The following is a 25,480-nucleotide window of genomic DNA, read 5'->3' as shown; positions in this document are numbered from 1 at the left end:
TCATGCAACCCGTGAGCATCTCAGGGTGTCGTCGACGATGTCGTCGCTGATGTCCCATGTCGCCTTGATGTCGTCACGCGCTTCGCCGGCGGCAATCGCCTCGGCGATCGCGGAGACCCGCAGTCGCCGGCCCCGAATCGTCGGCTCGCCGAACCCGAATTCGGGGTCCAGCACCACGTTCGGAGTGCCGAACAGGCGGAAGCGGCGCACCTCGTCGGTCTGCTCGTACTCGGCGTCCTGCTGGAAGCGCTGAACTTCCATCGAGAGCATGACGCTTTGGTTGGTGCGCACCACGAACCGCAGCGACGGGCTCAGCACCGTCTCGTCCTGGACGCGCAGCACCAGATCCCGGCCGTCTTCGCTGAGAAACGGGCGAGCGGTCGCAAGCGGATAGTCGGTGTCGAATGCCTTTCGCAGCGCCATGATCGCCGGTCTCATCCGCACGACCGCGATGCCGCGGCTTCGGTATTCAGCGATCAGCCGCGTTTCGACGAACTCGCCCCACGTGACCACATCTGACCCAGTGGTCTCCGCACGCACCAACGGCTCATACCGGCGACTGCGCCGCTCGTAGCCGTCGATCCAACGTCGCGCCGTGCCGACGCCCAGGTCGAGCAGGCGGTCTACCTGGCTCATCACGTACACCTCGCGATGCAGCAGGGACGTGACCTGACCCATGAGAACCTCCCGGAATGCGTGCTCGTCCTGAGGATGCCACGAACGCCGCCTATGCGCCGACTGGATTACGGCCGCAAGCGACCGCTCAGCCTTGCGGGCGCGGCGGTAGTCACCCTTGCCCCGTAGTCGCTGTCAGTCATCGCGCTGGCGTCATTCCCGCCCCGGCAGTGGGTCGGACCACCTCAGGATCGGCACTCAACCAAGGGTAGGTTCGATCCCCGATCCCCGATCCCCGATCCCCGGGCCGCATGAGCACTGAGCTCGTAGCGCAGACGCAATTGCCGGACTGCCTCGGGGTCGGGATCGGCGGACATCTCGACCCGGCCGTTGATGACGAACCGCCGGAAGACGTCGCCCCGTAGATGCACCGATCGAGGCCTCTGCTGGGCCAGCGCCTCGGTCACCGTCGACTTGCCCGACGCCGGGATGCCGGTGATCACAAAGATGTCGCCCTCAGGCAACTGGACACTCGGCTCAGGCATAAGCGGTGCAACCTAGGGGCATCTTGTCGGTGCGCGTGAGGTTGCGCGCGCGACGCAGAAAAACGGTTGTGACCGTCGTGGCGATCACTCCTACTCTGCCGCCATGACGCAACGACGACGTCGAGCGTGTCGCCACAGCGGTTGAGGGCAGCTCGGTGACCTCTGGCTACGAGGCCGCACTGCTGGTGCTGGTGCTGCTGCTCCCCGGGGCGTTTGCAGCCTGGGGGTTCGAGCGGCATGTTCAGCGTTACGGCCGGCGTCTGAACGACTGGCTCTTGCGATTGGCCGGCCTGTCGGCGGTGTGCCTCGCAGTGGGGGCGGGGCCGCTGTACTGGCTGATGGCCACATACTGGCCTGACTTCGCGGAACGCGAGACGTTGCCGTGGTGGCTGTACCTCGTCCCGGGCCTCTACCTCGTATTGCCCGCTTCGGGAGGGTGGGCACTGGGCCTGCTGGTTCGCCGCTCGGGCTCTCCGATGTCAAGGCTGCTCGGCCCGATCCGTGCTCCATCTGCTTGGGACCTGCTGTTCGACACCAGAGAGGCGGGATTCGTGAGGTACCGACTGCGGTCGGGTCGCTGGGTGGGTGGCCTGTATACGGATGCCGACCCGATCAGGTCCTATGTCGGGGCGGACGGACCGGTCCAAGACATCTACCTGGCGCACGCCGCTGAGTTCGACCAGGACACCGGATATCCGGTCAGGCTCGACAGCGGCTACGTGTGGACGGGCGGCGGAATTTTGCTCAAGTGGGCCGACATCGAGTCGTTAGAATTTCGGCAGATACGTGCAATGGGAACGGAGAATGCTGATGGCGAGAAAGCGCCGCTCCAAGCGTAGGCCGTCCCGGGATCAACACCGGATCGACAGGGGTGGCTACTCGCCCAAGACCCGCGTGAATCCAGCTGATGTTCCGAAGGACGTGTTCCGTCCCAAGAGATCAGACGAGCTCAAGAGCGGCGCCCACAGCTAGAACTCCCACGCTGCTCAACTCGCGCCGACGAGCGCTAGGCGGGGTCCAACGCGCAATCGACAACGCGGTGACCCAACAGACAGAAGGGAGAGGGCAAATGACGGCGACGTATAACGGGTCAAGAGAGATCGTCGTGCATCGGCCGACTCCTGACGAGGCTCGCGAAGCGCTTGAAACTGCGATCGCCGAGACCGGATTCACACGTGAGCAACTCGAGGCACAGGCACGTGCTGGTCGGTTTGGGACCGAGCTGGCGCATCAGACGTGGTTTTGCTTGCCGCCACGTGCCGAATGACCTCGGTGCGCAGGCACGGCTCTTCGCAGCACCGCTGACTCAGCTCAAAGCGGCACGACGATTCCGAGCGCAGCATCTCGGTGTGCCCTTCTCGTGATCCACATTGTCCCCGTGCCTGCTTGACAGCGTCTGACGCTCCGATATGGGCCAAATATGCAACGTTTGTTGCATTTATGCCCGTATTAGGGCTAGGGTGCCAGCATGGATTTCGTGCATCCGGTCAATGCCGTGATCCCAGGAGCGCAAGGACAAGTGCTTGCTGTGCTCGCCGAAACTTCCGCTGAGCTCAACCTGCGCACCGTGGCTCGGCTGGCTGGCGTGAGCGCATCACAAGCGTCGCGTGTGATTCCCGGCCTCGTAGAACTCGGTTTGGTGGAACGACGAGAGGTGCCGCCGTCGTCGTTGTTCCGCCTCAATCGCGAGAACGAGGCCGCTCGAGTCGTCGTCGAGCTCGCTCGATTGCGGGACAGCGTGCTCAGGCGAATCGGCACCGATGCAGGGGATCTGCCGCAGCCGCCTGCCAGCGTGATCGTTTTCGGGTCGTTCGCCCGCCGTGAAGCTGACCGGACAAGCGACATCGATGTCGTCATCGTGCGCCCCGACGAGGTGGACCCCGACGATGACACATGGACCGAAGGGATTGACCGATGGCGCGAGAATGCCCGAGCAGTCACGGGGAACGACGTCGAGGTCATCGAGTTCGGGCTGACCACTGCCGTCGGGAAACTGTCGGACGGCGGGCATGTGTGGGAAGAAATCGCCCGCGATGGCGTAGCCATCTTCGGTGCGTCCCTCGACGAGCTTCGGGACATGGCCGATGCCTAGGTCGACGCGGACAAGACCAGTGTCGACTGCTCAAGTGCGGGCATACGCCCGCAAAGCTCAAGAGTTCGTCGACGCCGCAGCGAGCGAACTCGAAGCCGGGCGGCACATCGCAGCGGCCAGCTTGGCAATTCATGCCGCGATCAACGCAGCAGACGCAGTGTGCGGTGCCCGCGTCGGCCAACGCGCCGCGGGCGAAGGCCACGACCAAGTGGTGTCGCTGCTCGCAACAGCTGGAGCCGACGGCAATGCTGTCGCCAAGGATCTGCGCCGGCTCCTTCCGCTCAAGACTCAGGCCGAATACGAACCGGAAGGCGTATCGCACGGAATCGCCGCCAAGGCAGTCGAACGCGCTCAGCGGTGTGTGACCATTGCGCGAGCCGTGGCCGCCGGCTTGAACTAGCAGCCTCAGACCGCCGCCTCATCAATCGACGGAACGGTCATCGTGACATGACGCCGAGCGGTCCAGCACGCAATCGAGGAACGCCAGCACAGAACTCCAAGTGTGTCGAGCAGCGCGTTCGTCGTAGGCGAGGGCTGCACTGGGCCGATCCGCAATCGACTCGTTCGTGTAGCTGTGTCGAACGCCCCCATGCACGTGCATCTCCCACCGCACGCCTGCGGCCGACATCTCGGCTTCGAAGGCGTGGCGGTCCTCGGCGGTCACGAGGGGGTCGTCGCTGCCGACGTGAATGAGGACCTCGCCGACGATCCTTAGCGAGTCCGCAGGCGAGATTGGCGTCAGGGCGGGATGGAGGCCGACGATGCCTCGGAGGTCAGCGCCCGTTCGCGCGTACTCCAGCACGATGGCACCGCCGAGGCAGTAGCCGACCGCTGCGATGCGGCCGGCATCAACCCGATCATGGCCGCGAAGGATGTCGTGGCCGGCGTGGACCAGCGATCGCACGGCGAAGGGGTCGGCGAGCAGTGCGTTGCGACGTTCGACCATCGCGTCCTGCGTCGGGAAGGGTGCATGCGGCCCGTGGTAGTCGAGCGCGAATGCCACGAACCCCTGCTCGGCGAATCGTGCGGCCCGTTCTCGCTGGTACCTGTCGAGGCCGCCGCCCTCGTGGGCAATGAGAACCGCCGGCATCGGGCCCTCGCCTGCCGGAAGGGCGAGCGTACCTTCAAGGTCGAGTCCGGCCGCCCGATACCGAAGCTCCTCGGTCGTCACGCCTGCCCCCGATCCGGTGTTACTCATCGCAACGTCATCCCTCCCGGTTGACCGTGTCGGGTGGCCACGCCGCCAGTGCGCCGGTCCACCCTTCGATCTCCCGTCGAGCGGACAGCCAGACGATTGGCAGCTCGGGACGCTGTTCGGCCAATGCCCGGACTCGCGGCGCGTGCTCCGGATGAGTTCGTATCGCCCAGCGGATGATGTGGTCGGGATCGTTCAGGATCGTCCGGAGGGGTGGCTCGCGAAGCCCGTTCCACAGCTCTGTTCGGTGCAGCGACCGCCGCAGTGTCCGCCGCACGATCCGCGAGGTCACTAGCCATCGCGGCAAGTCGAGAAAGATCAGCGCATCAGCACGTTCGGCCAGCAGCGGGCGGGCGACGGGGTATTGCCACTCGTAGACCCACTCGTCAACAGCAGCCAGCGCAACGATGTCGTCGCGAAACGTCGGTCTCGGTTGCCACTGCGGACCGTGGTGGAGGGCGTCGAGTTCCACATATGGCAGTGCGAAACGAGCCGCTACCTGGCGTGCAAGCCTCGAGTTGCCGGCGCCGGTTGCACCCGCCACCAAGACTCGCTTCGGCCGCCCGGGCAGTGGATCGGACCACTTCAGGATCGGCACTCCTCCAAGGGTAGGTTCGAAGCTTGTCGGCACTCGTGTGTCGGTTGGTTCTGTCGAGCGGATTCAGTGGAGCAGATCCCACCACGCCGCCCGACTGCTCTCCAGCCGTCAGAACCGCGGAGCGACCATGTGACCGTCGCTCGGCGTTTCCCGACATCGCCGGGTCCGGGCCGGCCAGAAATCGGCTTGGTAGGAATGCGGTGCTACCGTAAGTTTCGTGGCCGTGAAGAAGCTGTCGATTGCACTGGACGAATCCGTCGCCGAGAACGCGGCCAGTGCCGCAGCGGCGAGTGGGCTCAGCCTGTCTGCATGGCTGAATGATGCTGCGGAGCGTGCGATCCGTATCGAGGAAGGGCTTGCTGCGGTGCGCGAGTGGGAACTCGAGCACGGCGAGTTGACCGCCGAAGAACTCGCGTGGGCTGACGAAGTGCTCGCGTCGGTCACGAGGCCGGATGAGTCCTAGTGGTGCCCGGATTCACCTACGACACAGGCGCGCTGATTGCTGCTGAACGCAGCGAGCGGCGCCTTTGGGCGATGCATCGGAGGGCGCTCGAGAATGGCATCATGCCGACGGTTCCCGCTGCAGTGTTGGCTCAGGGCTGGCGCGGCGGTTCACAGGCGCAGATGTCGAGGCTGCTGTCGGGCTGCCGGATCGAATCGCTCAATGAGACTCGGGCTCGCTCTGCGGGCGCGGCCTGCGCCTCAGCGGGCACCAATGACGTAGTCGATGCCGCAGTTGTGGTCGGGGCCTCCGCTCGGGGCGACGTCGTGATCACCAGCGACGAGCGCGATCTTGGGCGCATCGCAGCGGCCCTCGGCGTGACGTTGAACACACGGCAGGCCTGAGACGCCAGAGGGTCTACATCTTCAGCAGATCCCGGACTATCGCGGGGCAATGCCAGGGTGCGTGATGCTCGGATCCACAAAGCATGACGACATGCCGATCACCGCTCATGTGTCTGCCGTCCAGGCGTTGGCTGTCACGATCCCCACGGCCCAAGGCTGGCCGTCGGGTACGATCCCAGCATCGGCGGCTACGTAGCAGGCACTGTCAGGTACCTCCTCTGCGACGGCGCTGTCCCTAGTGCCAGCGTCAAATCGACGAGATCGCCGACGACAACGGCAAGGGCGTCACGTTCAGCACCCCGAGTGCACGGGAGTTGAACGAAAGTGCGTGGCACCGACCACTCCGAACACCCCCAAGGGTCGGTAGCGCCAACTGAGGCGACACATGCTGCCTGAGCTATTGGTCCCGCTGGGACTGCTCATTGTGGTGGCCAAGCTGTTCGAAGGGGCGCTGGGACGGCTTGGCCTGAATTCGATCATCGCATACGTGCTGACCGGCATCTTGCTCGGGCCGGTCCTCAATTGGGTGACGCCCAACGACGAGTTGCAGCTCTTCTTGGGCCTGGGCATTTTCGTGCTGTTCTTCAACATCGGCTTCGACGAGATCGATGTACGGGGCTTCGTGTCGATCATTGGGGGCCGCTACTTCGCCGCCGCGATCATCTCCGTTGCGATATCCACGACGGTTGCCCTGTCGGTGACGTCAGACATCTTCGGCCTGAGCTTTTCGCTCAACCTTCCGATCACCGATGCGCTCGCCTTGGCGGGCGTGCTTTCGCTCTCAAGTCTGGGCCTAGTGGCCAAAGTGCTGTCCGACAGCGGGCAGCTACGCGAGAGCATCGGTCTCAGGATCTTCGCCGTTGTGCTCATCGCCGAAGTCATGACGTTGTTGGTGGTTGGCTTCACGGTTGGCGAACACGCCCAAACGGCAGATGCCGCCGCGGCGGTCGGGTTGATCGCCCAGATCGTGGGCTTCGTCCTGGTTGCCTGGCTGCTGTCTACCCGGGTGCTGCCGACCGCCATCGCGTTGCTGCAGCGAATATTCAACGTCCCTCAGCTGTCATTTGGCCTGTTGCTGGGCGGGCTGTTCCTGATGGTGGTCGGCGCCGAGCGCATGGGCCTGCACGGCACCATTGGAGCGCTGCTGTTTGGCGCAGCCCTGTCTGGCTTGCCTGAGCAGGTGCGCGGCGACATCATGCCCGGGCTGCGCAGCGCATCCGAAGGTCTGTTCGTGCCACTGTTCTTTGCGTCGGCCGGGCTGCACTTCGATCTGTCGTTCTTGGATCTGCCTGCGTCCACTATCGCCGCGCTGGTCATCATCCCGCTGGCGGGCAAGTTCGCCGGCGCTTTCATCGGTGCATATCTCGTGCGCATCGATGCGCCGCTGACGCTCGCCACGGGCTTGATGGCGAAGGGTGTCGCCGAAGTCGGCTTCCTGCTGGTCATGCTGGAAGGCGGCGTCATCGGTGCGGATGTCTTCTCGATGCTGGTGCTCGTGATGTTCGGGTACATGCTGCTCATGCCGCCGCTCATCACCGCCTCCGTGAACCATGCGCGGGCAACCGGCGCACCTGCGACGCCGCTGTGCATGCCGCCGTCATTCGCCCGCTATGCCCTTGCTGGCGTCCAGGCCAGCAGCTTGCTCGATGCAACGCGCATGTTCCCGGGCCCGGAAGTGCCCATTGAAGAATTCCTTGAGAATTGGACCGTCCCCGGGCACACCGACTATGTCGTGGTGTCCGACGGCGAAGCCGTGGGCATCGTCTCTGCCGCCCGTCTGAAGAGGGTTCGCCGCAGCACACGGGTCAGTACGCCGCTGCACAAGGTGATGCGCCCATGTCCAATGGAAGCTCGGCCCGACGAGCCGATCAGCGACGTGCTCGAACGCATGGCGAAATACGCTGTCAACGTGACACCGGTTGTCGACGGACCGGACGGAGAGTTCCGCGGCACCATCGTCACGCACGACGTCATTGACTTGCTGGCGCTGATGGACGAGATCAGGCCACAACCCGACCGCGTACACCGCGGGCAGGGCTCTGCTGACGGTACCGGTTCAGTTTCAGACCCAGCCTGACTCGGGCAGGCGACCTCACGGGCTCATCAAGTGCCATGACAGCGCTGTTGGCCTCTTCTCATCGCGCCGACGTTCACGCTGCAACATCCGCGCCACAGCACGCGCACTGCCGCAGTTTGCCCGTTGATTCACCCTGGGTATTGCGCAGGCTCTGGGGATCCTTGGATTCGGTGGAGGCGTGATGTTGGATTCATGCCGCCGGTCCACCGTGCGGCGCTGGCAACGCATGGCCCGTGCGCCACTTACCGGCTCGGCTAGTCATACGCCGATACGCTGCCCGACGCGCAGCCTGTTCCCAGCGCAGCCCACCGGAACACAAGCTCAGCACTGGCAACCTACGCACGAGCGTCCGCCCATCCCGACACCACGCTCTTCTGAGCTGTTCTGAACACCGCGCCAGCATCACTCGCTCAGAGGCACTCGGACTCGCCGACGGCGACCGCGAAGGGACCCGTCTCGTTGTAGTCGGCGAAGTGCTCCTCGGTGTCGAAGCGATCGAGGTCTCGCAGGCTGCGCGCCACCGCTGATGCGCCGCCCGCACGCTCGAGCCAGGTTGCAAACGTCTCGCCTGCATCCCGCTCCCCCACATAGCGCTCGACGATTCGCACGACCGCGTGCGGCGCATTCTTGGCGGGCAGTCGCAGCGCCCGGGACCCGAACTTGATCTGCTCTTGGCCGACATGACCACCGAGCAGCAACTGGTACCCGGGTGCCGACTTGGCCTCGACGCGCCGCTCGATGCCGAAGAAGCCGATGTCCGCGACATGATGCTGACCGCAGCTGTTCATGCAGCCCGAGATGTTGATGCGAAGCCCTGGCACTTCGGCCAGCCCGGCTTCTTCGAGCGCATCGGTGATCGCTTCTGCCAGCCCTCTCGACTGGGTCACTGCCAGATTGCACGTGTCAGCACCCGGGCATGCCACCACATCGCGCAGCAGCTCGGCGCCGGCCGAGGCCATGCCGATCTCAGCGAGCCGGCGGTAGAGGTCTCCCAGTTGATGCTCTTGCAGGTCTCGGAAGACGAGGTTCTGACGATTCGTCAGCCGCACGCTTGCCCCCAGGGCGCGCTGGGCGTCTGCGAGGGCGCGGAACTGTGCCGTGGTGATGTCGCCGAGGGGGGCATGTGCGTAGGCAGAGACGGTGCCGTTGGTGGTGCCGCGCACCACGTTGACCCGCTCCCAGTCGGCGTATTCGCTCGCCCCGTCGACCGGGCGGCGGGCAGCAATGGTCACAGGGACCGATGCAGCGCCGTGGCCCACGAGGCTGACACCGTCCGATGCCCGCCCCGCAGGCTCGTCGCCGTCGAGCTTCACGGCATCGGGAAGCCCGCCGGGCCAGCTCGTCGAGGCAATCAGCGTTCGGCGGATGCTGAGCACTCGACGCCGGACCTCGTCGATTCCTAGCGTGTCCACGAGCCACTTCATGCGGGCGCGGAGCCTGTTGTCGCGGTTGCCCGCTTGGTCGAAGACCCGCAGAATCGCTTCGATCGTCGGCAGCAGGTCTTCGCGTGGAGTGAAGTCCTCCAATGCCAGCGCGGCATGGGGGTTGGCCCCAAGGCCTCCAGCCACATACACCCGAAAGCCGGCTTGGCGCTTGCCGTGTTCGTTCATATCGACGGCCGCTACAACACCGACATCGTTGAACATGGCCTGGCCGCAATCGGTGTCGCAGCCCGAGAAGTTGATCTTGAACTTCCGGGGGAGCCGCTGGGCGATGGGGTTGCGCACGAAGTGCTCGTATGCGGCCTCGGCCCACGGCGAGATGTCCAGAATCTCATACGGGCACGCACCGGCCAGATGGCAGCCCGCTATGTTGCGCACCGTATCTCCGCATGCCTCCCGTGTCGTGAGGCCCACACTCGCCAGCAGCCGCAGCACTTCGCCCATCTGGTCGAGTTGCACGTAGTGCATCTGCAAGTTCTGACGTGTGGTGATGTGCGCCCAGCCCCGGCTGTAATGCTCGGCGAGGTAGCCGATCATCTCGAGCTGTTCGGGCCGAATCGACCCGTACGGCACTTTCACGCGCAGCATCTGGTTGCGTCCGCCTTGGCGCTGGCCGTAGACGCCGTTGGTCAGTCGATACGTCTTGTACACGTCCTCGTCGATGTGACCGTCGAAGTACTGCTGGGTGATCGACTCCCATTTGACGATGTCGCCCAGGAACGGCTCGGCGAGCTCCGTGTCGCGTGGTACGGGCCGCTGGTGAGCAGCCGGTCGGTAGAAAATTGTCATGCTGTGCCTCCGAGGGCGCCGTGGTGAGCAGTGCTGTTGTATGCGGATTCGTGGTGGGTGGTGAGATGGTCGCCTTGCCACACCGGCAACCCTTCAAAACCCGCGACATCGCCGATCACGATGGTTGCCGGGGCGGGAACTCGGACCTGTGCGAGCCGGGCAAGGGTGGTGCGCTCCACCTGTTGACTTGCGGTTGTGGCTGAGCCGATCACCGCGACCGGCTCATCGGGCGACCGGCCGCCTGCGATCAGCGACGTGGCGATGTGAGGCGCCAAGCGCACCCCCATGAGCACTACCAGCGTGTGGTCGAGCTGGGCGAGGGCGAGCCAGTTCACGCCCGCCACGTCGTGGGCGCTGGCAGCAGTTACGACGGTGAAGCCATGCGATCGGCCTCGATGGGTCAGCGGGATGCCGGCGGCCGCGGGAGCAGCAAGAGCGCTCGACAGGCCGGGCACTACTTCCACGTGATGACCGGCGTTGAGCAACGCGAAGGCCTCCTCGCCGCCTCGGCCGAACACATAAGGGTCGCCGCCTTTGAGCCGGACAACGACCTCGTAGAGAGCCGCGTAGTGGACCAGCAGGGCGTTGAGGTCGGCCTGGGCGCCACGCGGATCGCCCGGTCGCTTGCCGACATCGACCAGCGGTGTTCCCGACGGAATGAGATCGAGGACGCCCGATCCGACGAGCCGGTCATGGATCACCACATCGGCCCGTTCCAGCAGTCGCGCTGCCCGCATCGTCAGCAAGTCCGGGTCGCCGGGTCCTGCGCCGACCAGATACACCGTCATCGAAGCGTCACCGCTTGGGTCTGCTCTGTGTCGTCGGCTGCGTCAAGGCCGAGGGCGGCGCGCAGCCTCCGCCGTGCCCACGCGCCCCGGCCAGCCCTGACGGCGTCGAGGAGGCCGTCGTCGAGGGCTTCCTGCCAGCCCGGATGCTCCGACGTCCCGGTGGCTGCGCGCAGTTCAGCCCGTGCAGCGCTCAAGAGCCGAACGAGTTCCTCTGCACCGTCGTCGAGTTCGCGCCCGAAGCGGCTGCGCAGCCACGACGCCAGCGCCGGAGTGGCGCCTTGCGTGCAGACCGAGACCGACAGCGTGCCTCGTCGCGCTACAGCCGGCAGGATGAACGAGCAATTGTCGATGTCGTCGGCCGAGTTGACCCAGACGCCGCTCGCTTCGCCGTCCGCGAACACCTGCGCGTCCACCTCGAGTTCGCCCGTGCAGGTGAACGCCAGCCGGTAGCCCGCGACTTCGCCCTGCTGATAGGGCCGGCGGTGCCATCGCACGTCATCTCGCTCGGCGATTGCGGGGACCGCAGTCGGCGCCACGACGGTGACTGCCGCACCAGTGGGCACCAAGCGCTCGATCTTGCGTGCGGCCACGACGCCTGCGCCGACCACCAACACCCGACGGCCGCGAAGGTCGAGGTACACGGGGTACGAGTGCCAGTCGGCAAGGAACGGGGCAGGTGTTGACACGGGTGTTGACATAGGCGGCAGCCATATTACCGACAAATATGATCGAATTAGTCAGGAATTAGCTGCGGCGTGTCTGGCCAGCCCGATATCGGTCCCAGATTTCACACGGTGGCGATCACGAGCAGGTGTGTGCAGCCTGCAGTGCCGAGCAGATGTCGGCTGTCACGTCGTCGGGATGCTCGAGTCCCATCGACATCCTGATCATCCCCTCGCCGATGCCGATTGCTGCACGCTCAGTGGGTGCAAGCTGGGCATGGGTCATCGACGCAGGATGGTTGACGAGCGTCTCGGGACCACCCAGCGAAGGCGCCAAGTGGGCCAGATGCAGCGCTTCCACAAATGTGCAGGCTGCCTCGTAACCCCCGACGAACTCGAAGGTGACGCAGCCTCCGCCCGATGCCATCTGCCTGGCCGCGAGTTCGCGCTGAGGATGCCGGTCGAGTCCGGGGTAGAACACCTCGGCGACGGCGCTGTGGGCGCTGAGAATGCTGGCAGCCTGCAGAGCATTCGCACACTGGCGCTCGATGCGGACCCCGAGTGTCTTGAGGCCGCGCAGCGCATTCCAGCTGTCGAACGCCGACGCCGAACTGCCCTGCACCACCCCATAGCCCCACAGTTCGTTGACCAGCGTCTTCTCGCCAGCAATCACCCCGAGAGTGGCGTCGTTGTGGCCCGACAGTGCTTTGGTGGCCGAGTGGACCACGAGGTCCACTCCGTAGTCCAGAGGACGCTGGATGAGCGGCGTGGCCATCGTCGAGTCGACCACGGTGATTGGGCCGGCGATGGCGCCCAACGCATCGAGATCGGCCAGGGCAAGCGTCGGGTTGCTGGGCGTCTCGACGAAGACCAATGTCGTGCGGCCCGGCTCGACGGCGGCCAGCCATGCCTCGGTTTGGTCCACATCCACAAAGGTGACGTCGATCCCAAATCGCGGACATACCTGGGTGAAGAGCTGCAACGTGCCAGAGAACAGTTGACGCTGGGTGACCACATGGCTTCCTTGCGAGCACATCCCGAGCACCACCGTCGAGATGGCGCCCATTCCGCTGGAACTGCAGATGGCTGCCTCGGCACCCTCCAGTTCGGCCACGGCGTCGGCGAATGCCTGCACCGTGGGATTGCCGTACCTCCCGTAGAAATCGGTGACACGGGGACGTACGGCTCTGCGCGCGGCATCCGCCGCGTCCGCCGCCCCGAACGCTGTGGATGGCTCGAGTCCAGGCGCCAGTCCGCCTTCGGCGCTGCGGCCGGCCAACAGAGCGGCCGTTTCGGGATGGTGAGCGAGTCGGTTCATTGCTGTCTCCATATGAACGACGGCTACGCCATGGACAGCCGGAAGGCCAGTGGGGATACTTGATCGCAAATCGGGATCGGCCGCATCTGTGCCGACAGAAGAAGCGCCCGGAGCACCTGCCTTATTGCCGGACGCACTGCGCCGCGACCCGCCGCTACAGATGTCGGCAGACAAACTACAAGATGCGCGACAGCACCGATACCACCGATACCACCACAGTCGCCTCAACCGTCCCTGATGCACCGGTCGTCACCGTGACTCATGGACCCATAGGCACCACCAACGGACGGCTACATTGCGGAAACGTTGAACGTGTTTTCCAGCTTGTGGGGCTGACTACGGCGCCGGATCTTCACGGGACTGGGCAGCCAAGGGCATAGCCCTACTTGGGGTTCGGGCCGTTCGACGCTTGATCACGAGAATTGCCGGATCGCCATCGAGGGTGTGTACACGTGGGAAAGGTGGACGAAGAAATAGCGAGGTAAGAGCCTGATCCAGCGCTCCTCTGCCTCACCTTTTCCTGGCTCCGTTTCCCCTTCCAGCAGAGCCCTGACCTGTGGAAATGCTGCTTCAGCGGCAGTGCTGAGCGACGTGGCTCGAAGGCTGCCAAGGCAAGAGCGGAATTCGAGCACCACCGAGACACCTTCTTCATCCCGGGCTTCTGAGACCGACATCGGCCCGTCCGTCAAACCGGATGCGGCCGCCGTCCGTACAGCCTCACAGCACACAGGCGACCGCAGGCGAACGCTGAGCCGCTAGGCATTCTGCAACTGCTCGTGCACCTCGAGCAAGCCGGTTTCGCTGGTGCCCCACGATTCCTCGGCACCGAGCCCGATGGCTTGATCGTGCTCAGCTGGATCGAGGGGTGGGTGCTGACCGATGCCGAGTGCTGGCGACTGGGACGGGATTTTCGTCTCAACGCCGATGTGGGACCTCGCGCACGCCGTCTGGCAATTTGCCCCTGTCTGTGACGCTGCCGATCCCTGGTTGGCAGGCTGGCCCAGCACGCCCGACCGTTCAGCGCGCAGAGCAGCCCTGCACTCTCATTGCCCAGTCAGCGACCGCCGCTAGCGCAGAAGCGCAATTCCGCCCCAGTCGTTGATGACTAAGTGGCGGCAGATATCGGCTCGACACGCTCCGACAGCGGCGTTCGACTTGAGAGGCGCGTCGTCCAATAAGCAATTGGCAGAAATAAGCACGTCACTTATAATATTTACATGCTTATGGAGGTAATGCAGCTGTTCGACAGCGTCGGCATCGCCGGGACTCTGAGTTCAGACGCGCATACAACTGCTCATGCAGATGTCGTGCTCGACGCCGAGGTTGACGACATGCGGGTTCGATTCGCTGTCGAGGTGAAGAGCCGCGCTCCGTATCCCGGCGAGACCCGGCGATTGGAGCCCCAGCGAGATCGTCTCGCAGCCGAGGGTGTCCCTCTGCTCGTGGCACCGTTCATTACCGAGTCCACCGGGCGAGCGCTCACCGAAGCGCAGTGGTCGTGGGCCGACACCCACGGCAACGCTGATGTCCGTGCACGCGGAATCCGCATCAGTCGGCGCGTGCCGAGCCGTTCTGTGAGGAAACCGCGTCGCGGCTTGCCGACAGGATCCGGATCGTGGTCGATCATCCGTTCACTCATTTCCGAGGGCGTCGTGGAGGGGGAAACCGAGTTCGCCGAACGAGCTGGTGTCAGCCAGCCTCGGGTGTCACAGGTGTTGTCGGCGCTGTCGGCTGCTGGGCTCGTCGAACGCCAAGGGCGATCAAGATGGGCGGCGGACCGGCCAGCGCTGCTCGATGCCCTACTGAGGGACTATGCGGGAGCGCGCGGGTTCACCAGCTGGTTCTACTCGCTTGATCCTCCTCAGCAGACGTGCGAGCGAATCGTGGCCGCTGCAGAGTCCCTGCGAGCTGACGCCGTCATCTCGGGTGACGTCGCCGCTGACCGCCTGGTCCCGTGGCGCGTCCCGACGCACTCGACCGTGTACGCCGGCGATCACCGATTGGCTGCCCACCTCGAGATGACTCCCGCTCAAGGCCCCGACGACGCGAACGTCGAGTTGATCGTGCCGGCAGATGTCTCGGTACTACGTATCCGCCAGGACGGCGATCCGACTCTTGCCCATCCGACGCAGGTGATCTTGGATCTCCAGCGACTCGGCGGGACCGACCGACACGAAACCGCAGAGAGAATTCGTGAATGGCTACTAGCCCGCTAGAACAACTCGACTTGAAGTGCGCATCGACTGCCTGCCGACCGCTGTCAGCAACAACTATGCCGTCGTCGACGTTCTGACCCTCAAGATCATGGCCCGTACGGTACGGCGCGCAGACAGCGATGCTGTCGACGTCTGGCGCGCACTTGAGGTCTGCGCCGCTGCCGGCATACGCGATATCGACTTCGGTCCCAACGAGGAATCTGTCAGACAGGTCCTCAAGACACAGTTCGCGCGCTGCGGTGACGCGATAGATGAGATCGGCCGAGCGCAGAATCTCTCTAACGTCGAAGCCACACGCCGCGAGGACAGCCAGACGATTGGGAGTTCGGGACGCTGCTCGGCCAATCCCGGGATACGCGGTGCGTGTTCGGGTTGAGTTCGCATCGCCCAGCGGACGATGTGGTCGGGATCGTTCAGGATCGTCCGGAGGGGTGCCTCACGACTTCCATTCCAGAGCTCGGTTCGGTGCAGCGCCCGCCGCAGTGTTCGCCGCACGATCCGCAAGGTCATCACCCATCGCGGCAAGTCGAGAAAGATCAGAAGATCGGCACGCTCGGCCAGCAGAGGGCGGGCGACGGGGTACTGCCACTCCGTGACCCACTGATCCTCAGCAGCCAGAGCGATGTCGTCGTCGCGAAACGTCGGTCTCGGTTGCCACTCCGGACCGTGGTAAAGGGCGTCAATCTCCACATAGGGCAGCGCCAAGTGGGCCCCTACCTGCCGTGCAAGCGTCGACTTGCCGACGCCTGTCGCACCCGCCACCAAGACTCGCTTCGGCTTCCCCGGCAGCGGATCGGACCACTTCAGGATCGGCACTCCTCCAAGGGTAGGTTCGAAGCTCGTCGGCACTCGTGTGTTGGTTGGTTCTGTCGAGCGGATTCGGTGGAGCAGGTCCCATCCCAGCGGTTCGAAGATTCCCTGAGAGGCACCTTTGCGTTTGGAGCGCGCTCACATGAGGATTCAGATGTTCGTCGAGAACCCGGCTGGGTCGGTTACCAAGCACCTCCATGACGAGGACACGCTCGTCCTCGTCGGCGAGCAAACCATTGCCGTGCCGTACCCGTACACCTACGGATTCATCCCAGGGGTCGCCGCACCCGACGGCGACTGCCGCGACTGCTTCCTCCTCGACACCGCACCTGCCGCCACCGGCGACATTGTTGAAGTCGAACTCGTCGGGCTGCTCGAAGGGTTCGAGGAAACCGGGGACCAGTGCCTCGTCGAGGACCACAATCTCCTCACCCGTCGCGTCGGCGACACCCGCCCCGCCACCGTCGATGAGATCGAGACGCTGAAGGAGTTCATCACCTCGGTATTCGGCGACACCGGTCCTGTCATGCATGTCGGCGCGGTCCGGGACGCCCGCGACGCGGCTCAACTCCTTTCCGACCGCCTCGACTGCGGAGCGGTCATGTGACGGTCACCGTCACCGCACCCGAATCCGCGCGGCGGCGCGGTTGGCCATGATCTGTTCGACCGTTTCGGCCACAGTCAACCCGCTCGAATCAAGCCAGTAGCCGATCCTCGGCGATCGTCGACTTGCCCGACGCCGGGATGCCAGTGATCAGAAAAATGTCACCATCGGGCGACTGGGTAGCTGGCTCGGGCATAAGGGCCGCAACCTAGCGAGCGGCCCGCCGCGTGTCTCCCGAATAATGGCGTTGCGCGCAAGAACCTCTGGGTGAAAGACGCCGCTCGATTGCTGGCCCGAAAATCGATCGAGATCGCAACATCGATCAGATAATCTGATTTCATGACGGAGATCAGCGCAACCGAAGCCGCACGAGGCTTTGCGTCCGTCCTCGATGCCGTCGAGCACCGTGGCCAGCAATTCACCGTCGTCCGGCGCGGCAAGGCGATCGCCCGCATCGAGCCTCTCGGCCTCGGCGAAGGTCGTGAGGTCAAAGAGTTGCTTTCCGCCACACGTCCGGACCTGGCATGGGCCGATGAGCTCGCGGACTTACGCAGGCTGCTTGAGGTCGACGATCGCGCATGACAGCGCTGCTGGCAGACACGACCGTTCTCATCGACGCCGAACGTGACCGAGAACAACTCGACCGGCTCATCGGCGACGATGACACCGTGGCCATCGCGGCGCCCACGACCTCATCATCGCCGCCACCGCACGCGCGACTAACCGTACGGTCGTCACCGCCGACCCGAAGGGCTTCGAGGGCCTCAGCGGCGTCTCCATCGCCACGTAAGGTTGACGGACCGCTTCAGATTCAGGCGACTCCGCCCCCTCAGCGTGCAGCGCGCAGACGCAGGCGTGACGCAGCGGTGTACAGCAGCCACCCCCCGCACCACACCGTCACAGCGACCAGCAGCACGGTCTCGCCGCCGGCGTCGAGGCCGGGGGCGTAGAACGGTTCGACGAAGTACTGGGAGATGAAGCCGCCTCGGTAGGGCGTGTGACCCGCGAGGCGCCAGAGATCTTTCTCCCAGACCGTCAGCGGGCACGGCAGCCCGGGCAAGTTCACCGCCGCGATAGGCGCCAGCGCAACGAGGTACCAGCGCATCACCCGGGGACTGCGCGCAGCCAGCGGTGCGCCGAACACGATGAAGACGGCCAGCAGCCCGTGGGAAAGCGCCACAGCGGCCGCCAGCAACCATGCGACCACGCATCCACGCTATGCGAGCCACCTCGGCGGCTAATGACTTGACGTCAAAGAGCTGCTCGCTGGCGCAGGTGCCGACGCGGCATGGACCGGTGCGCTGGGCGACCTGCGTAGGTTGCAGGAGTCCGACCTGGGCAATACGGCGTCAAATTGACGACAACGTTGCGTCAATCAGGCGGCGCGCCTGGCTGTGTGCAGAACGGCGTAGTACGCCTGCGACATGGCAGCGCGATTCCCGTTGCGGACCCGCACTTGGGTCTTGGGTGCTCTTGCAGTCCTCGCGGCCGCAGCGTGCGGTTCGGCCGACCGGGTGGACCAAGTCTCGACTGCCGGGATGGACACTGCCGAGGGCTCGACAACCCCAACTGCACTGGTTGCTCCCGTGACGGCCGCACCGTCGCCATCCAGCGAACCGTCGCCAACGACGTCAACAGCGGCCTCCCCGCTCAGCGCATTCGTGGCGTGCGATGACATTCCCGAGCTGGAGAGCACCGTCGAAGGCAATCTGAGCGGTACCCAGAATCCCGATGACGAGCTGACTGGCATCATCCGGGACTACGGCGGACAGCACCGTGAGACATTTGCCGATCTGTGGATCGATCGGGCGCACGGCGGGGCGCTGGTGGCAGCGTTCACCGACGGTCTTGAGTCCCACCGCGAGGCATTAGCGGCCCTGCTGCCGGACAGCGAGCGGTTCGATGTCGTCCGGGCCGACTATTCCACTGCCGAGCTCGAGGTGGTCCGGGCCGAGATCCAAGCCAACGCAGAAGAACTCGAAGGAATAAGCCATTTTGGCATCCGGACGACGCGGAACCGGGTCGAGGTCGGCTTCGTCGACCCGCCCGACGCCACGCTGGACCGGCTCGCTGAACTTGTGCCCGCAGCGCCGGTGTGCGTCGATGTGTCCTACTGGCCCGAGCCGCCCAGCGGGCCGTTGGACATCGTCCCGCTGGTCAGTGCCGACGACCCGCTGGTGGTCTGCCGCGGCATCGGATCGGTGCGCTACTCCCGGCTGGTAGAACCGCTCTCGGTCGACCAGGTGGATCATCCCGCTGTGGAGGCGTTGCGTGACGAGCTTCGATCTCCGAGCCCCGAACCACTGCCCACGGGCGACTGGTCAGTCATGCGCATCGACGACGACCGCGCCACGTTCGCCATCGTGGACGGCGACGTCATCGTCGGGCGTGCATCGTTCCGCCGGGCCGGCGAGAGGTGGGTGCTGTCAGGCTTCGGCGGACCCAACCGCCCGTGCGAAGCACTCGTGGCGCTCCCGCCGGGTCTTGCCCATGTCGAGGTCCATCTCGATCCCGGCTCGCCGCCACAGCCCGCCGACACGAGCATTCACCTGCAGGTGAGAGAGATCGACTGCGCTGGGGGCCGCAAGATGGGCGACGCCCTCCGAGGACCGCAGGTCATCGAGACCGAGGACAGCGTGCTCGTGGCGTTCGCTGTCGTGCCGATCACCGCTGGCGCTGTCACCTGCCAGGGAAACCCCTCCACACGGGTCACGGTCGAGCTGTCTCAGCCCCTTGGCGAACGCGAACTGCTCAACGCTGTCCGGGTGCCGCCCGCTCCGATCGAAATCCGCCCCGACCGCTAGGCCTGACCGTGACGAGAGTGGTCCGTTGGCGGGCATCCGGCTCGTCACAGCCGAGATTTCATCAGTAGCGTTCTGCTACCATTGCTTTGGAGATTGCGTCATGGCCACCAGCACACCTGTCCGAGTCGACGAGGACATCCACGCGTTTGCGACTTCGGTTGCGCCGTTGATGAGTCGCAGCACGGCGCAGCAAATCAGTCATTGGGCGCGCATCGGACGGGAGCTCGAAGCGTCCCCGACGGTTTCGCTGCGAGCCATCGAGCAGGTGCTCGAGTGCGAGGCCTCCTACGACGAACTCAATAGTTACGAGCAAGCTGTCGTGCGAGCCGAATGGGCCGAACGAGCCGAGCAGCGCCGGCGAGACCTCAACTTTGCAGCGGAGTTCGCAACGCAAGGCCGGTCATACGTCGAGCTTGACGACGACGGCAACATCGTCCGGCACCAGCCGTAGCGGCCACATTCGCGCTGAGGTGTTCGCGCAAGAGCGGAGTTCGTGATGTCCGCACCCGTGATGTATGTCATCGCCGGGCCGAACGGCTCCGGCAAGAGCACCTTTTGTGAGCGCGTGCTTGCGCCGTCACTGCTGGAGTTCGTCAACGCCGACGAAATCGCCGCCGAGCGTTGGCCTGGAGCTGAAACCGAGCACGGATACGACGCGGCGATGCTGGCCGAACAGCGCAGGGAGGAGCTGCTGCGGGATCGCAAGTCGTTTGTGGCCGAGACAGTCTTCTCGCACGAATCGAAGGTTGATCTGCTTCGCCGTGCGTCGCGAACCGGCTACATCGTCGTGCTGCACATCATCATCGTCCCAGAGGACCTCGCGGTCGCACGAGTCGAAGATCGAGTTGCGAACGGAGGGCATGACGTGCCCGAAGACAAGATCCGCTCACGCCATCAACGACTGTGGTCGCACTTGGCGGAGGCAATCGGGATCGCTGACGAGGCCCATGTCTATGACAACACGTCAGCGACGAGACCGTTCAAGCCAGTGGCGCTGTACCGAACAGGCACCCTTGCACGCCAGCCGCGTTGGCCAACCTGGGCACCCCCAGAACAGACGAGCCGCTGAGCGGAGCTCCACCGCTTTCACTCGCACCGGTTGCATGCGCGTGTCGAGTTGTCGCAGCGCTCAGGCCTGCGCAACAGATGCGTGCAGCGCGCGGATCGGACTGGGTCGCCGCTGAAGTGGCGGGCCTCGAGGTCGCTGAGGTCTGCCCACTCCAGGGTGCGGGCATGGGTCGCTTCCAGTACGACCTGGGGTGCGGCTGCCGCTGTGAGTGCCTCCGTCCAGCGACCCGCCTCACCGTCCCGTGATCGGTGCCCAGTTCCCTGCGGAGCCGACGCACCGCACCTGCATTTCCACCGCACAAGGCATCAGATTCCTAGCGGCACCAGCGATGGTGGGGGACCCGGAGCCAGGACCGGGTGGAAGCGGTTCAGGTCTTGACAGTTATATTTTTGTTCACTAAACAAACATATACCGCGGAGGCGCGGTCGCAGGGGGGTACACGGTGCCGTTGCGTGTAGAGGCGAAAGTCGGACAACGAGACACTCGGGCCACCAATCGGCGGTTGGTGCTGCAGGCGCTGTTTCGCTCGAACGGTTGCAGCCGCGCCGATTTGACCCGAATGACCGGTCTCGCGCCGGCGACAGTCTCAGCCCTGGTGGCCGACCTTCGCGACGAGGGCCTTGCCGAGGAGTTGGGACGAGGGCCGGCCAAGGTCGGCAAGCCCTCCCAGTTGGTGGGGCTGAACACCGGCTCGCGCAACATCATCTGCGTCGACTTGAGTGACAGCTCGGTTCTGCGGGCCGCTGTGATCGATCTGGCCGGCGAGATCATCCACCGAGTCGAACGCGAGTTCCTCGGCGTCGTTGGCGAGGCAGCCGTCGCGTTGACCGAGGAGATCATCGCTGAGGCGATCTCGGCAGCCCCCGCACGGCTGCTCGGCATCGGTGTGGGAACGCCGGGCGTGGTGACGCCTGACGGCACCGTGGTTGAGGCTGTTGGCTTCGGCTGGCTCAACCTTGATCTCGCCCAGGGGCTTCATGACCGGTTTGGACTTGCGGTTGGGATCTCCAACGACGCCAATGCGGCCGCGCTGGCCGAATACTCCTACGAGTCAATCAGCCACAACCTGATGGTCATCCAGATGGGCAGTGGCGTGGGTGCCGGAATAGTCCTCAATGGCCAGCAGTACTACGGCGAGAGCTTCGCGGCCGGCGAGATCGGCCACATCAGCGTGGAGGACGACGGTCCGCAATGTTCGTGCGGCAACCGAGGCTGTCTAGAAACCTTCGTGTCGGCTCCGCTGCTGAACGCCGCAATCGCGTCCGGCGAGGATCCGCACCAGGTGATGACGGCTGCTGGGCGGCGGCTGGGACTCGCCCTGGCCGCAGCGGTCAGCGTGCTCGATGTCCACGACATTGTCGTCTCCGGGCCCGGGCTCCCCCTCCCAGACGAGTTGTGCCGGTCCGCTCTGGCGTCGCTGCGAGAGCACACCCTTGCCGGCCTCGGCCACTCGGTCAATTTGCGGCCGTCGAAGCTCGGCGGCGACACGATTCTTCTCGGCGCGGGCGTTCTCGTGGTGAGTCAAGAGCTGGGGGTGGCCTAACGGCCGCTCTGCGGCAGCAAGGGAAGCGAACAACGGCGAATGCCGGACCGTCGCTCTGTCATTAGTACACACGATCCCATCACGGGAGGGACCTAGGAGGCCATAAGCCATGGCAAAATTAATGAGATTGCTAGCGGTGTTTCTCGCATTCGGACTGGTAGCTGCGAGCTGCGGAGACGACGGCGCCGGCGCACAGTCGGCGCCGGTTGAATCGGAGTCGGTTGACTCCGAATCAGTTGAGGCCGAGCCAGCCGAGCCGGCCGAGCCAGCCGAGTCGGAGCCGGCTGAGTCCGCGCCGGTTGAATCGGAGCCGGCTGAATCGGAGTCAGTTGAACCGGAGCCCACTGATGCTCCAGAACCGGAAGCTGAAGAGGTCACGATTACGATTGAGAGTTGGCGTTCGGATGATCAGGCGATATGGGACGAGCAGATCATCCCAGTGTTCGAGGCCGCGTATCCACATATCGACGTGGTGTTTGCACCCACGACACCGCTGGAATACCCGCCGGCCTTGCGGACTCGTCTAGAGGGCGGCATTGCCGGCGACTTGATCACATGCTTCCCCTTTGATCGTTCACGGGAGCTCTTTGAAGATGGTCATCTGGCATCGTTGAGCGACTTGGATGGAATCGACAGCTTTGGTCCTTCTGCGCAAAACGCCTGGCTCTCAGCCGATGGGTCGACACCGTACTGTGTGCCTATCGCATCGATCATTCAAGGCTTCTACTACAACGTGGATGCACTCAACGAGCTCGGATTGAGCGTACCTGAAACCGAGAGCGAGTTCTTCGGAGTGTTACAGGCGATCCTTGACGACGGTACCTACACACCGATCGGAACAGGCCTTGCTGAATGGGAGGCCGAGCACATCCTGTTCCAGAACATCGGTGCGAACTATTGGAAGGGTGAAGAAGGACGGCTGGCCCTGATAAGTGGAGAAGACAAGGTCACCGATCAGGAGTACATCGACACGTTCGCCACCTTGGCCCGCTTGGGGCCCTACATGCACCGCGGGGCGTCCGGTATCACCTATCCAGATGGCAAAATCCTCTTTGAAACCGGCCAGGCAGTGATCTACCCCGGTGGATCTTGGGAGATTTCCGGCTTCGATGCGAACGCCGACTTTGAATTCGATGCCTTCCGGACACCCCGTCCGGACAATCAGGACCAGTGCTACATCGTCGACCACATCGATTTGGCGATTGGCCTGAATCCCGCGTCGCCGAATATTGATGCCGCTCGGACATTCCTGTCGTGGGTAGCGAGTCCTGACTTCGCCAGCATCTACGCTGGCGCCTTGTCGGGCTTCTTCAGTCTGCAGGACACACCGGTCACCTATGATCATCCGGTTGCTCAGGAGTTCGTGTCCTGGCGTGACGACTGCGAGTCAGCAAATCGTACCGGCTATGATTCCCTGGACTCAGGTGATCCGGAATTCCCCATTGAGCTCAGGGAAGTGAGCAATGCCATTATCCTCGGGAACATGACTCCTGAAGACGGGGCACAGAGGCTTCAGGACGGCTTGGATTCTTGGTACACGCCAGGAGGCTGAACATCACTGCTCGCTGGCACGTTGCTGGCAGGACATGGAGAGATTGTTGACCCCGGTTGACGCGGTTGATATTGAGAGACTTCCCTCGGGCGGGGGATCTGCAGATCGGCAGATCCCCCGCCCGAAACCTGCCACTCGCCGATGGAGCAGGCAGCGGCCAATACTGGTATTCATCGCGCCGGCGACGATCATCTATTCGGTATTCATGGTCTATCCGCTGCTGGACTCACTGCGACGAAGCTTCTTCGATGATGATGGAAACTACGCAGGATTGGCAAACTACGACACTCTGTTCACGAACCCCGCGTTTTCTGACAGATTTTGGGGCGCGCTAGGCCACAATTTCCAGTTCTTTGCGTTCCACATGGTGCTTCAGAACCCGATCGGCCTAGTCCTCGCGGTCTTGCTCACTGCTCAAAGCGTTCGGGGCCTCAACATCTATCGAACATTGATCTTCTTGCCGACGACGCTGTCGGTGGTCATCGTAGGGTTCATTTGGAGACTCATTCTAAGTCCGCTATGGGGAGTTACCGAATCGATAGGCATAGACACGCCACTGCTTGGCGAGTCCGGCACGGTGCTTCCGACACTTTCACTTATATCGGTATGGCAGTGGGTGGGGATCCCGATGATCTTCTTCTATGCCGTGCTCATCGCGATCCCGAAAGATCTGATTGAAGCGGCCCGAGTTGATGGAGCTGGATCTTGGCAGGTCTTCCGGGATATCACATTGCCGCTGATATTGCCCATGCTGGGAATTGTCTCCGTGCTCACGTACATCGGAAATTTCAATGCCTTTGATTTGATTTTTCAGGTCAAAGGCATTGTCGCCGGTCCTGACTACGCTTCGGACATCATGGGCACCTTCTTCTATAGAACGTTCTTCGGTGCCTCGGGGACTACAGGCAGCGCGGCTATGGGAGCTACCGTTGCGTCTGTGATGTTTCTCATCATCTTGGTTGGGGTGTTGCTCTATATGTTTGGCTGGCAACGACGCGTCTCGACATACGAGCTGTGAGCACTGGACCTAGGTTCTCTGCACCTCTTCAGAGGACTCGTCACATGAAGCGACCTATTCGCTGGGGGCGTTGGGGCGTTCATGCCGTACTGTTGTCCTACACCTTTCTCGCGCTCGGCCCGACCTTGTTGATCATCGCTAATTCAGTGAAATCACGGAAAGCGGTGTTCGATGATGCATTCTCGCTTCCGTCTCCCGGGAACTTTGACTTGGGGGGATACGAGACAGTATTGACCGGCTCGCGTTTCGATATTTACTTTCGCAACAGTCTTGTAGTGACCGTTGCTTCGGTTTTTCTGGTCGTGCTCTTTTCCGCTATGGCGGGATTCGCCCTCGCAGAGTACAACTTCAAAGGTAACACTCTGCTAGCTCTCTACCTGGCTATCGGAATCATGATTCCGATCCGCCTTGGTACCGTCAGCATTCTGAAATTGATGGTGAGCCTCCATCTCGTCAATACACTGTGGGCGCTTATCTTAGTATACACAGCGATGGGGCTGCCATTAGGCGTGTTCTTGATGTCCCAATTTATGCGACAAGTGCCGAGCGAGCTCAAGTCAGCGGCTCGGGTCGACGGTGCCAGTGAATATCGTGTTTTTGGACTGGTCATTCCCCTTGTCAGGCCGGGCATGGCGGCGGTGGCTGTTTTTACGATGTTGCCCGTTTGGAACGACTTGTGGTTTCCGTTAATCCTAGCGCCGTCTGAAGGAACCAGGACCGTCACGTTGGGCGCTTCGGCTTTCCTCGGTCAGTTCGAAAGAGATTGGAACGCTTTGCTCGCGGCTCTGACACTTGCGATGGTGCCAATTATTCTTCTCTACATAGTTTTCTCACGTCAGTTCCTCCGAGGACTCACTGAAGGTGCCATCAAATGATGATGCAGGCCATTGTGACCCG

At 63.6% G+C, this 25,480-nt stretch carries 28 protein-coding genes and 1 pseudogene; 18 read left to right on the top strand and 11 right to left on the bottom strand.

Annotation, left to right across the window (positions count from 1 at the left end; all coding sequences use genetic code 11):
* Together ACOOHB_RS17635 and ACOOHB_RS17630 are read right to left on the bottom strand one after the other, a co-directional pair.
* Positions 1 to 678: a DUF433 domain-containing protein gene (locus ACOOHB_RS17635; RefSeq protein WP_420446111.1), complete on the bottom strand. Its 678-nt coding sequence runs from the start codon at positions 676 to 678 to the stop codon at positions 1 to 3.
* Positions 679 to 860: 182 nt separating this feature from the next.
* On the bottom strand, positions 861 to 1,160 hold the full coding sequence (locus tag ACOOHB_RS17630; RefSeq protein WP_420446110.1) for an AAA family ATPase: 300 nt from the start codon (positions 1,158 to 1,160) through the stop codon (positions 861 to 863).
* Positions 1,161 to 1,315: 155 nt separating this feature from the next.
* Between ACOOHB_RS17630 and ACOOHB_RS17625 the strand changes: the two genes are divergently transcribed.
* The 4 genes from ACOOHB_RS17625 (at position 1,316) to ACOOHB_RS17610 (ending at position 3,652) form a co-directional block, all read left to right on the top strand.
* Positions 1,316 to 1,999, top strand: a complete 684-nt coding sequence (locus ACOOHB_RS17625; protein ID WP_420446109.1) for a DUF6338 family protein — start codon at positions 1,316 to 1,318, stop codon at positions 1,997 to 1,999.
* Between the two features lie 230 nt (positions 2,000 to 2,229).
* Positions 2,230 to 2,427 carry a hypothetical protein gene (locus ACOOHB_RS17620; protein ID WP_420446108.1) on the top strand — a complete coding sequence of 66 codons (198 nt, stop codon included), beginning with the start codon at positions 2,230 to 2,232 and terminating at the stop codon, positions 2,425 to 2,427.
* A gap of 201 nt (positions 2,428 to 2,628) precedes the next feature.
* Positions 2,629 to 3,252: a nucleotidyltransferase domain-containing protein gene (locus tag ACOOHB_RS17615; RefSeq protein ID WP_420446107.1), complete on the top strand. Its 624-nt coding sequence runs from the start codon at positions 2,629 to 2,631 to the stop codon at positions 3,250 to 3,252.
* A 19-nt stretch (positions 3,253 to 3,271) separates the two neighbouring features.
* Positions 3,272 to 3,652 carry a HEPN domain-containing protein gene (locus ACOOHB_RS17610; RefSeq protein WP_420446106.1) on the top strand — a complete coding sequence of 127 codons (381 nt, stop codon included), beginning with the start codon at positions 3,272 to 3,274 and terminating at the stop codon, positions 3,650 to 3,652.
* Between the two features lie 21 nt (positions 3,653 to 3,673).
* Here ACOOHB_RS17610 and ACOOHB_RS17605 read toward each other — a convergent pair whose 3' ends face one another.
* Entirely contained in the window at positions 3,674 to 4,450 is a 777-nt protein-coding gene (locus tag ACOOHB_RS17605) for a dienelactone hydrolase family protein (RefSeq protein WP_420446105.1), read from the bottom strand.
* Between the two features lie 7 nt (positions 4,451 to 4,457).
* On the bottom strand, positions 4,458 to 5,045 hold the full coding sequence (locus ACOOHB_RS17600) for an AAA family ATPase (protein WP_420446104.1): 588 nt from the start codon (positions 5,043 to 5,045) through the stop codon (positions 4,458 to 4,460).
* A 217-nt stretch (positions 5,046 to 5,262) separates the two neighbouring features.
* Between ACOOHB_RS17600 and ACOOHB_RS17595 the strand changes: the two genes are divergently transcribed.
* The 3 genes from ACOOHB_RS17595 (at position 5,263) to ACOOHB_RS17585 (ending at position 7,968) form a co-directional block, all read left to right on the top strand.
* Positions 5,263 to 5,508, top strand: coding sequence for a hypothetical protein (locus ACOOHB_RS17595; RefSeq protein ID WP_420446103.1), 246 nt, complete (start codon positions 5,263 to 5,265; stop codon positions 5,506 to 5,508).
* Between the two features lie 2 nt (positions 5,509 to 5,510).
* On the top strand, positions 5,511 to 5,891 hold the full coding sequence (locus tag ACOOHB_RS17590; RefSeq protein ID WP_420446102.1) for a twitching motility protein PilT: 381 nt from the start codon (positions 5,511 to 5,513) through the stop codon (positions 5,889 to 5,891).
* A 385-nt stretch (positions 5,892 to 6,276) separates the two neighbouring features.
* Entirely contained in the window at positions 6,277 to 7,968 is a 1,692-nt protein-coding gene (locus ACOOHB_RS17585) for a cation:proton antiporter (RefSeq protein ID WP_420446101.1), read from the top strand.
* 410 nt (positions 7,969 to 8,378) lie between these two features.
* Here ACOOHB_RS17585 and ACOOHB_RS17580 read toward each other — a convergent pair whose 3' ends face one another.
* The 4 genes from ACOOHB_RS17580 to ACOOHB_RS17565 form a co-directional block, all read right to left on the bottom strand.
* Positions 8,379 to 10,199: a nitrite/sulfite reductase gene (locus tag ACOOHB_RS17580; RefSeq protein ID WP_420446100.1), complete on the bottom strand. Its 1,821-nt coding sequence runs from the start codon at positions 10,197 to 10,199 to the stop codon at positions 8,379 to 8,381.
* Positions 10,196 to 10,987, bottom strand: a complete 792-nt coding sequence (gene cobA / locus ACOOHB_RS17575; protein ID WP_420446099.1) for a uroporphyrinogen-III C-methyltransferase — start codon at positions 10,985 to 10,987, stop codon at positions 10,196 to 10,198. Before cobA ends, ACOOHB_RS17580 begins: the two co-directional genes overlap by 4 nt.
* Positions 10,984 to 11,673 (bottom strand): precorrin-2 dehydrogenase/sirohydrochlorin ferrochelatase family protein, encoded by a 690-nt coding sequence (locus ACOOHB_RS17570; RefSeq protein WP_420446098.1) that lies wholly within the window; start codon positions 11,671 to 11,673, stop codon positions 10,984 to 10,986. The genes cobA and ACOOHB_RS17570 overlap by 4 nt, the downstream gene beginning before the upstream one ends.
* A gap of 115 nt (positions 11,674 to 11,788) precedes the next feature.
* Positions 11,789 to 12,967 carry a trans-sulfuration enzyme family protein gene (locus tag ACOOHB_RS17565; RefSeq protein ID WP_420446097.1) on the bottom strand — a complete coding sequence of 393 codons (1,179 nt, stop codon included), beginning with the start codon at positions 12,965 to 12,967 and terminating at the stop codon, positions 11,789 to 11,791.
* Between the two features lie 328 nt (positions 12,968 to 13,295).
* Here ACOOHB_RS17565 and ACOOHB_RS17560 point away from each other — a divergent pair.
* A pseudogene (locus ACOOHB_RS17560) lies at positions 13,296 to 13,370 on the top strand (hypothetical protein); the annotation flags it as partial.
* Between the two features lie 814 nt (positions 13,371 to 14,184).
* Positions 14,185 to 15,183 carry a hypothetical protein gene (locus tag ACOOHB_RS17555; protein WP_420446096.1) on the top strand — a complete coding sequence of 333 codons (999 nt, stop codon included), beginning with the start codon at positions 14,185 to 14,187 and terminating at the stop codon, positions 15,181 to 15,183.
* A 54-nt stretch (positions 15,184 to 15,237) separates the two neighbouring features.
* Here ACOOHB_RS17555 and ACOOHB_RS17550 read toward each other — a convergent pair whose 3' ends face one another.
* Entirely contained in the window at positions 15,238 to 15,999 is a 762-nt protein-coding gene (locus ACOOHB_RS17550) for an AAA family ATPase (protein WP_420446095.1), read from the bottom strand.
* Positions 16,000 to 16,135: 136 nt separating this feature from the next.
* On the opposite strand from ACOOHB_RS17550, the gene ACOOHB_RS17545 reads away from it, so the two are divergent.
* On the top strand, positions 16,136 to 16,600 hold the full coding sequence (locus ACOOHB_RS17545) for an inorganic diphosphatase (protein ID WP_420446094.1): 465 nt from the start codon (positions 16,136 to 16,138) through the stop codon (positions 16,598 to 16,600).
* Positions 16,601 to 16,936: 336 nt separating this feature from the next.
* Positions 16,937 to 17,179: a type II toxin-antitoxin system Phd/YefM family antitoxin gene (locus tag ACOOHB_RS17540; RefSeq protein WP_420446093.1), complete on the top strand. Its 243-nt coding sequence runs from the start codon at positions 16,937 to 16,939 to the stop codon at positions 17,177 to 17,179.
* A 247-nt stretch (positions 17,180 to 17,426) separates the two neighbouring features.
* On the opposite strand, the gene ACOOHB_RS17535 is transcribed toward ACOOHB_RS17540, so the two are convergent.
* Positions 17,427 to 17,804, bottom strand: a complete 378-nt coding sequence (locus tag ACOOHB_RS17535) for a DUF2784 domain-containing protein (RefSeq protein WP_420446092.1) — start codon at positions 17,802 to 17,804, stop codon at positions 17,427 to 17,429.
* A gap of 217 nt (positions 17,805 to 18,021) precedes the next feature.
* Here ACOOHB_RS17535 and ACOOHB_RS17530 point away from each other — a divergent pair, with 217 nt between their 5' ends.
* The 3 genes from ACOOHB_RS17530 (at position 18,022) to ACOOHB_RS17520 (ending at position 20,470) form a co-directional block, all read left to right on the top strand.
* The gene (locus ACOOHB_RS17530) at positions 18,022 to 19,401 is read left to right on the top strand and encodes a hypothetical protein (RefSeq protein WP_420446091.1); all 1,380 of its coding nucleotides are present in this window, start codon (positions 18,022 to 18,024) and stop codon (positions 19,399 to 19,401) included.
* A gap of 100 nt (positions 19,402 to 19,501) precedes the next feature.
* On the top strand, positions 19,502 to 19,852 hold the full coding sequence (locus ACOOHB_RS17525; protein ID WP_420446090.1) for a TA system antitoxin ParD family protein: 351 nt from the start codon (positions 19,502 to 19,504) through the stop codon (positions 19,850 to 19,852).
* 45 nt (positions 19,853 to 19,897) lie between these two features.
* Positions 19,898 to 20,470 carry a zeta toxin family protein gene (locus ACOOHB_RS17520; RefSeq protein WP_420446089.1) on the top strand — a complete coding sequence of 191 codons (573 nt, stop codon included), beginning with the start codon at positions 19,898 to 19,900 and terminating at the stop codon, positions 20,468 to 20,470.
* A gap of 17 nt (positions 20,471 to 20,487) precedes the next feature.
* Here ACOOHB_RS17520 and ACOOHB_RS17515 read toward each other — a convergent pair whose 3' ends face one another.
* Entirely contained in the window at positions 20,488 to 20,769 is a 282-nt protein-coding gene (locus ACOOHB_RS17515; protein WP_420446088.1) for a DUF2237 family protein, read from the bottom strand.
* A gap of 143 nt (positions 20,770 to 20,912) precedes the next feature.
* Here ACOOHB_RS17515 and ACOOHB_RS17510 point away from each other — a divergent pair, with 143 nt between their 5' ends.
* From ACOOHB_RS17510 to ACOOHB_RS17495, 4 genes are all read left to right on the top strand, one after another.
* On the top strand, positions 20,913 to 22,013 hold the full coding sequence (locus ACOOHB_RS17510; RefSeq protein WP_420446087.1) for an ROK family protein: 1,101 nt from the start codon (positions 20,913 to 20,915) through the stop codon (positions 22,011 to 22,013).
* Between the two features lie 136 nt (positions 22,014 to 22,149).
* Complete coding sequence (locus ACOOHB_RS17505) at positions 22,150 to 23,565, top strand: ABC transporter substrate-binding protein (RefSeq protein ID WP_420446086.1); 1,416 nt, start codon at positions 22,150 to 22,152, stop codon at positions 23,563 to 23,565.
* 46 nt (positions 23,566 to 23,611) lie between these two features.
* On the top strand, positions 23,612 to 24,583 hold the full coding sequence (locus ACOOHB_RS17500; protein WP_420446085.1) for a carbohydrate ABC transporter permease: 972 nt from the start codon (positions 23,612 to 23,614) through the stop codon (positions 24,581 to 24,583).
* Between the two features lie 44 nt (positions 24,584 to 24,627).
* On the top strand, positions 24,628 to 25,458 hold the full coding sequence (locus tag ACOOHB_RS17495; protein ID WP_420446084.1) for a carbohydrate ABC transporter permease: 831 nt from the start codon (positions 24,628 to 24,630) through the stop codon (positions 25,456 to 25,458).
* The last annotated feature ends 22 nt before the right edge of the window (positions 25,459 to 25,480 follow it).

The organism is Candidatus Poriferisodalis sp. (assembly GCF_965215815.1).
GTDB lineage: Bacteria > Actinomycetota > Acidimicrobiia > Acidimicrobiales > Poriferisodalaceae > Poriferisodalis.
Note: the sequence above shows the minus strand (reverse complement) of the source record. Positions and strands in the feature narration are given on the sequence as shown.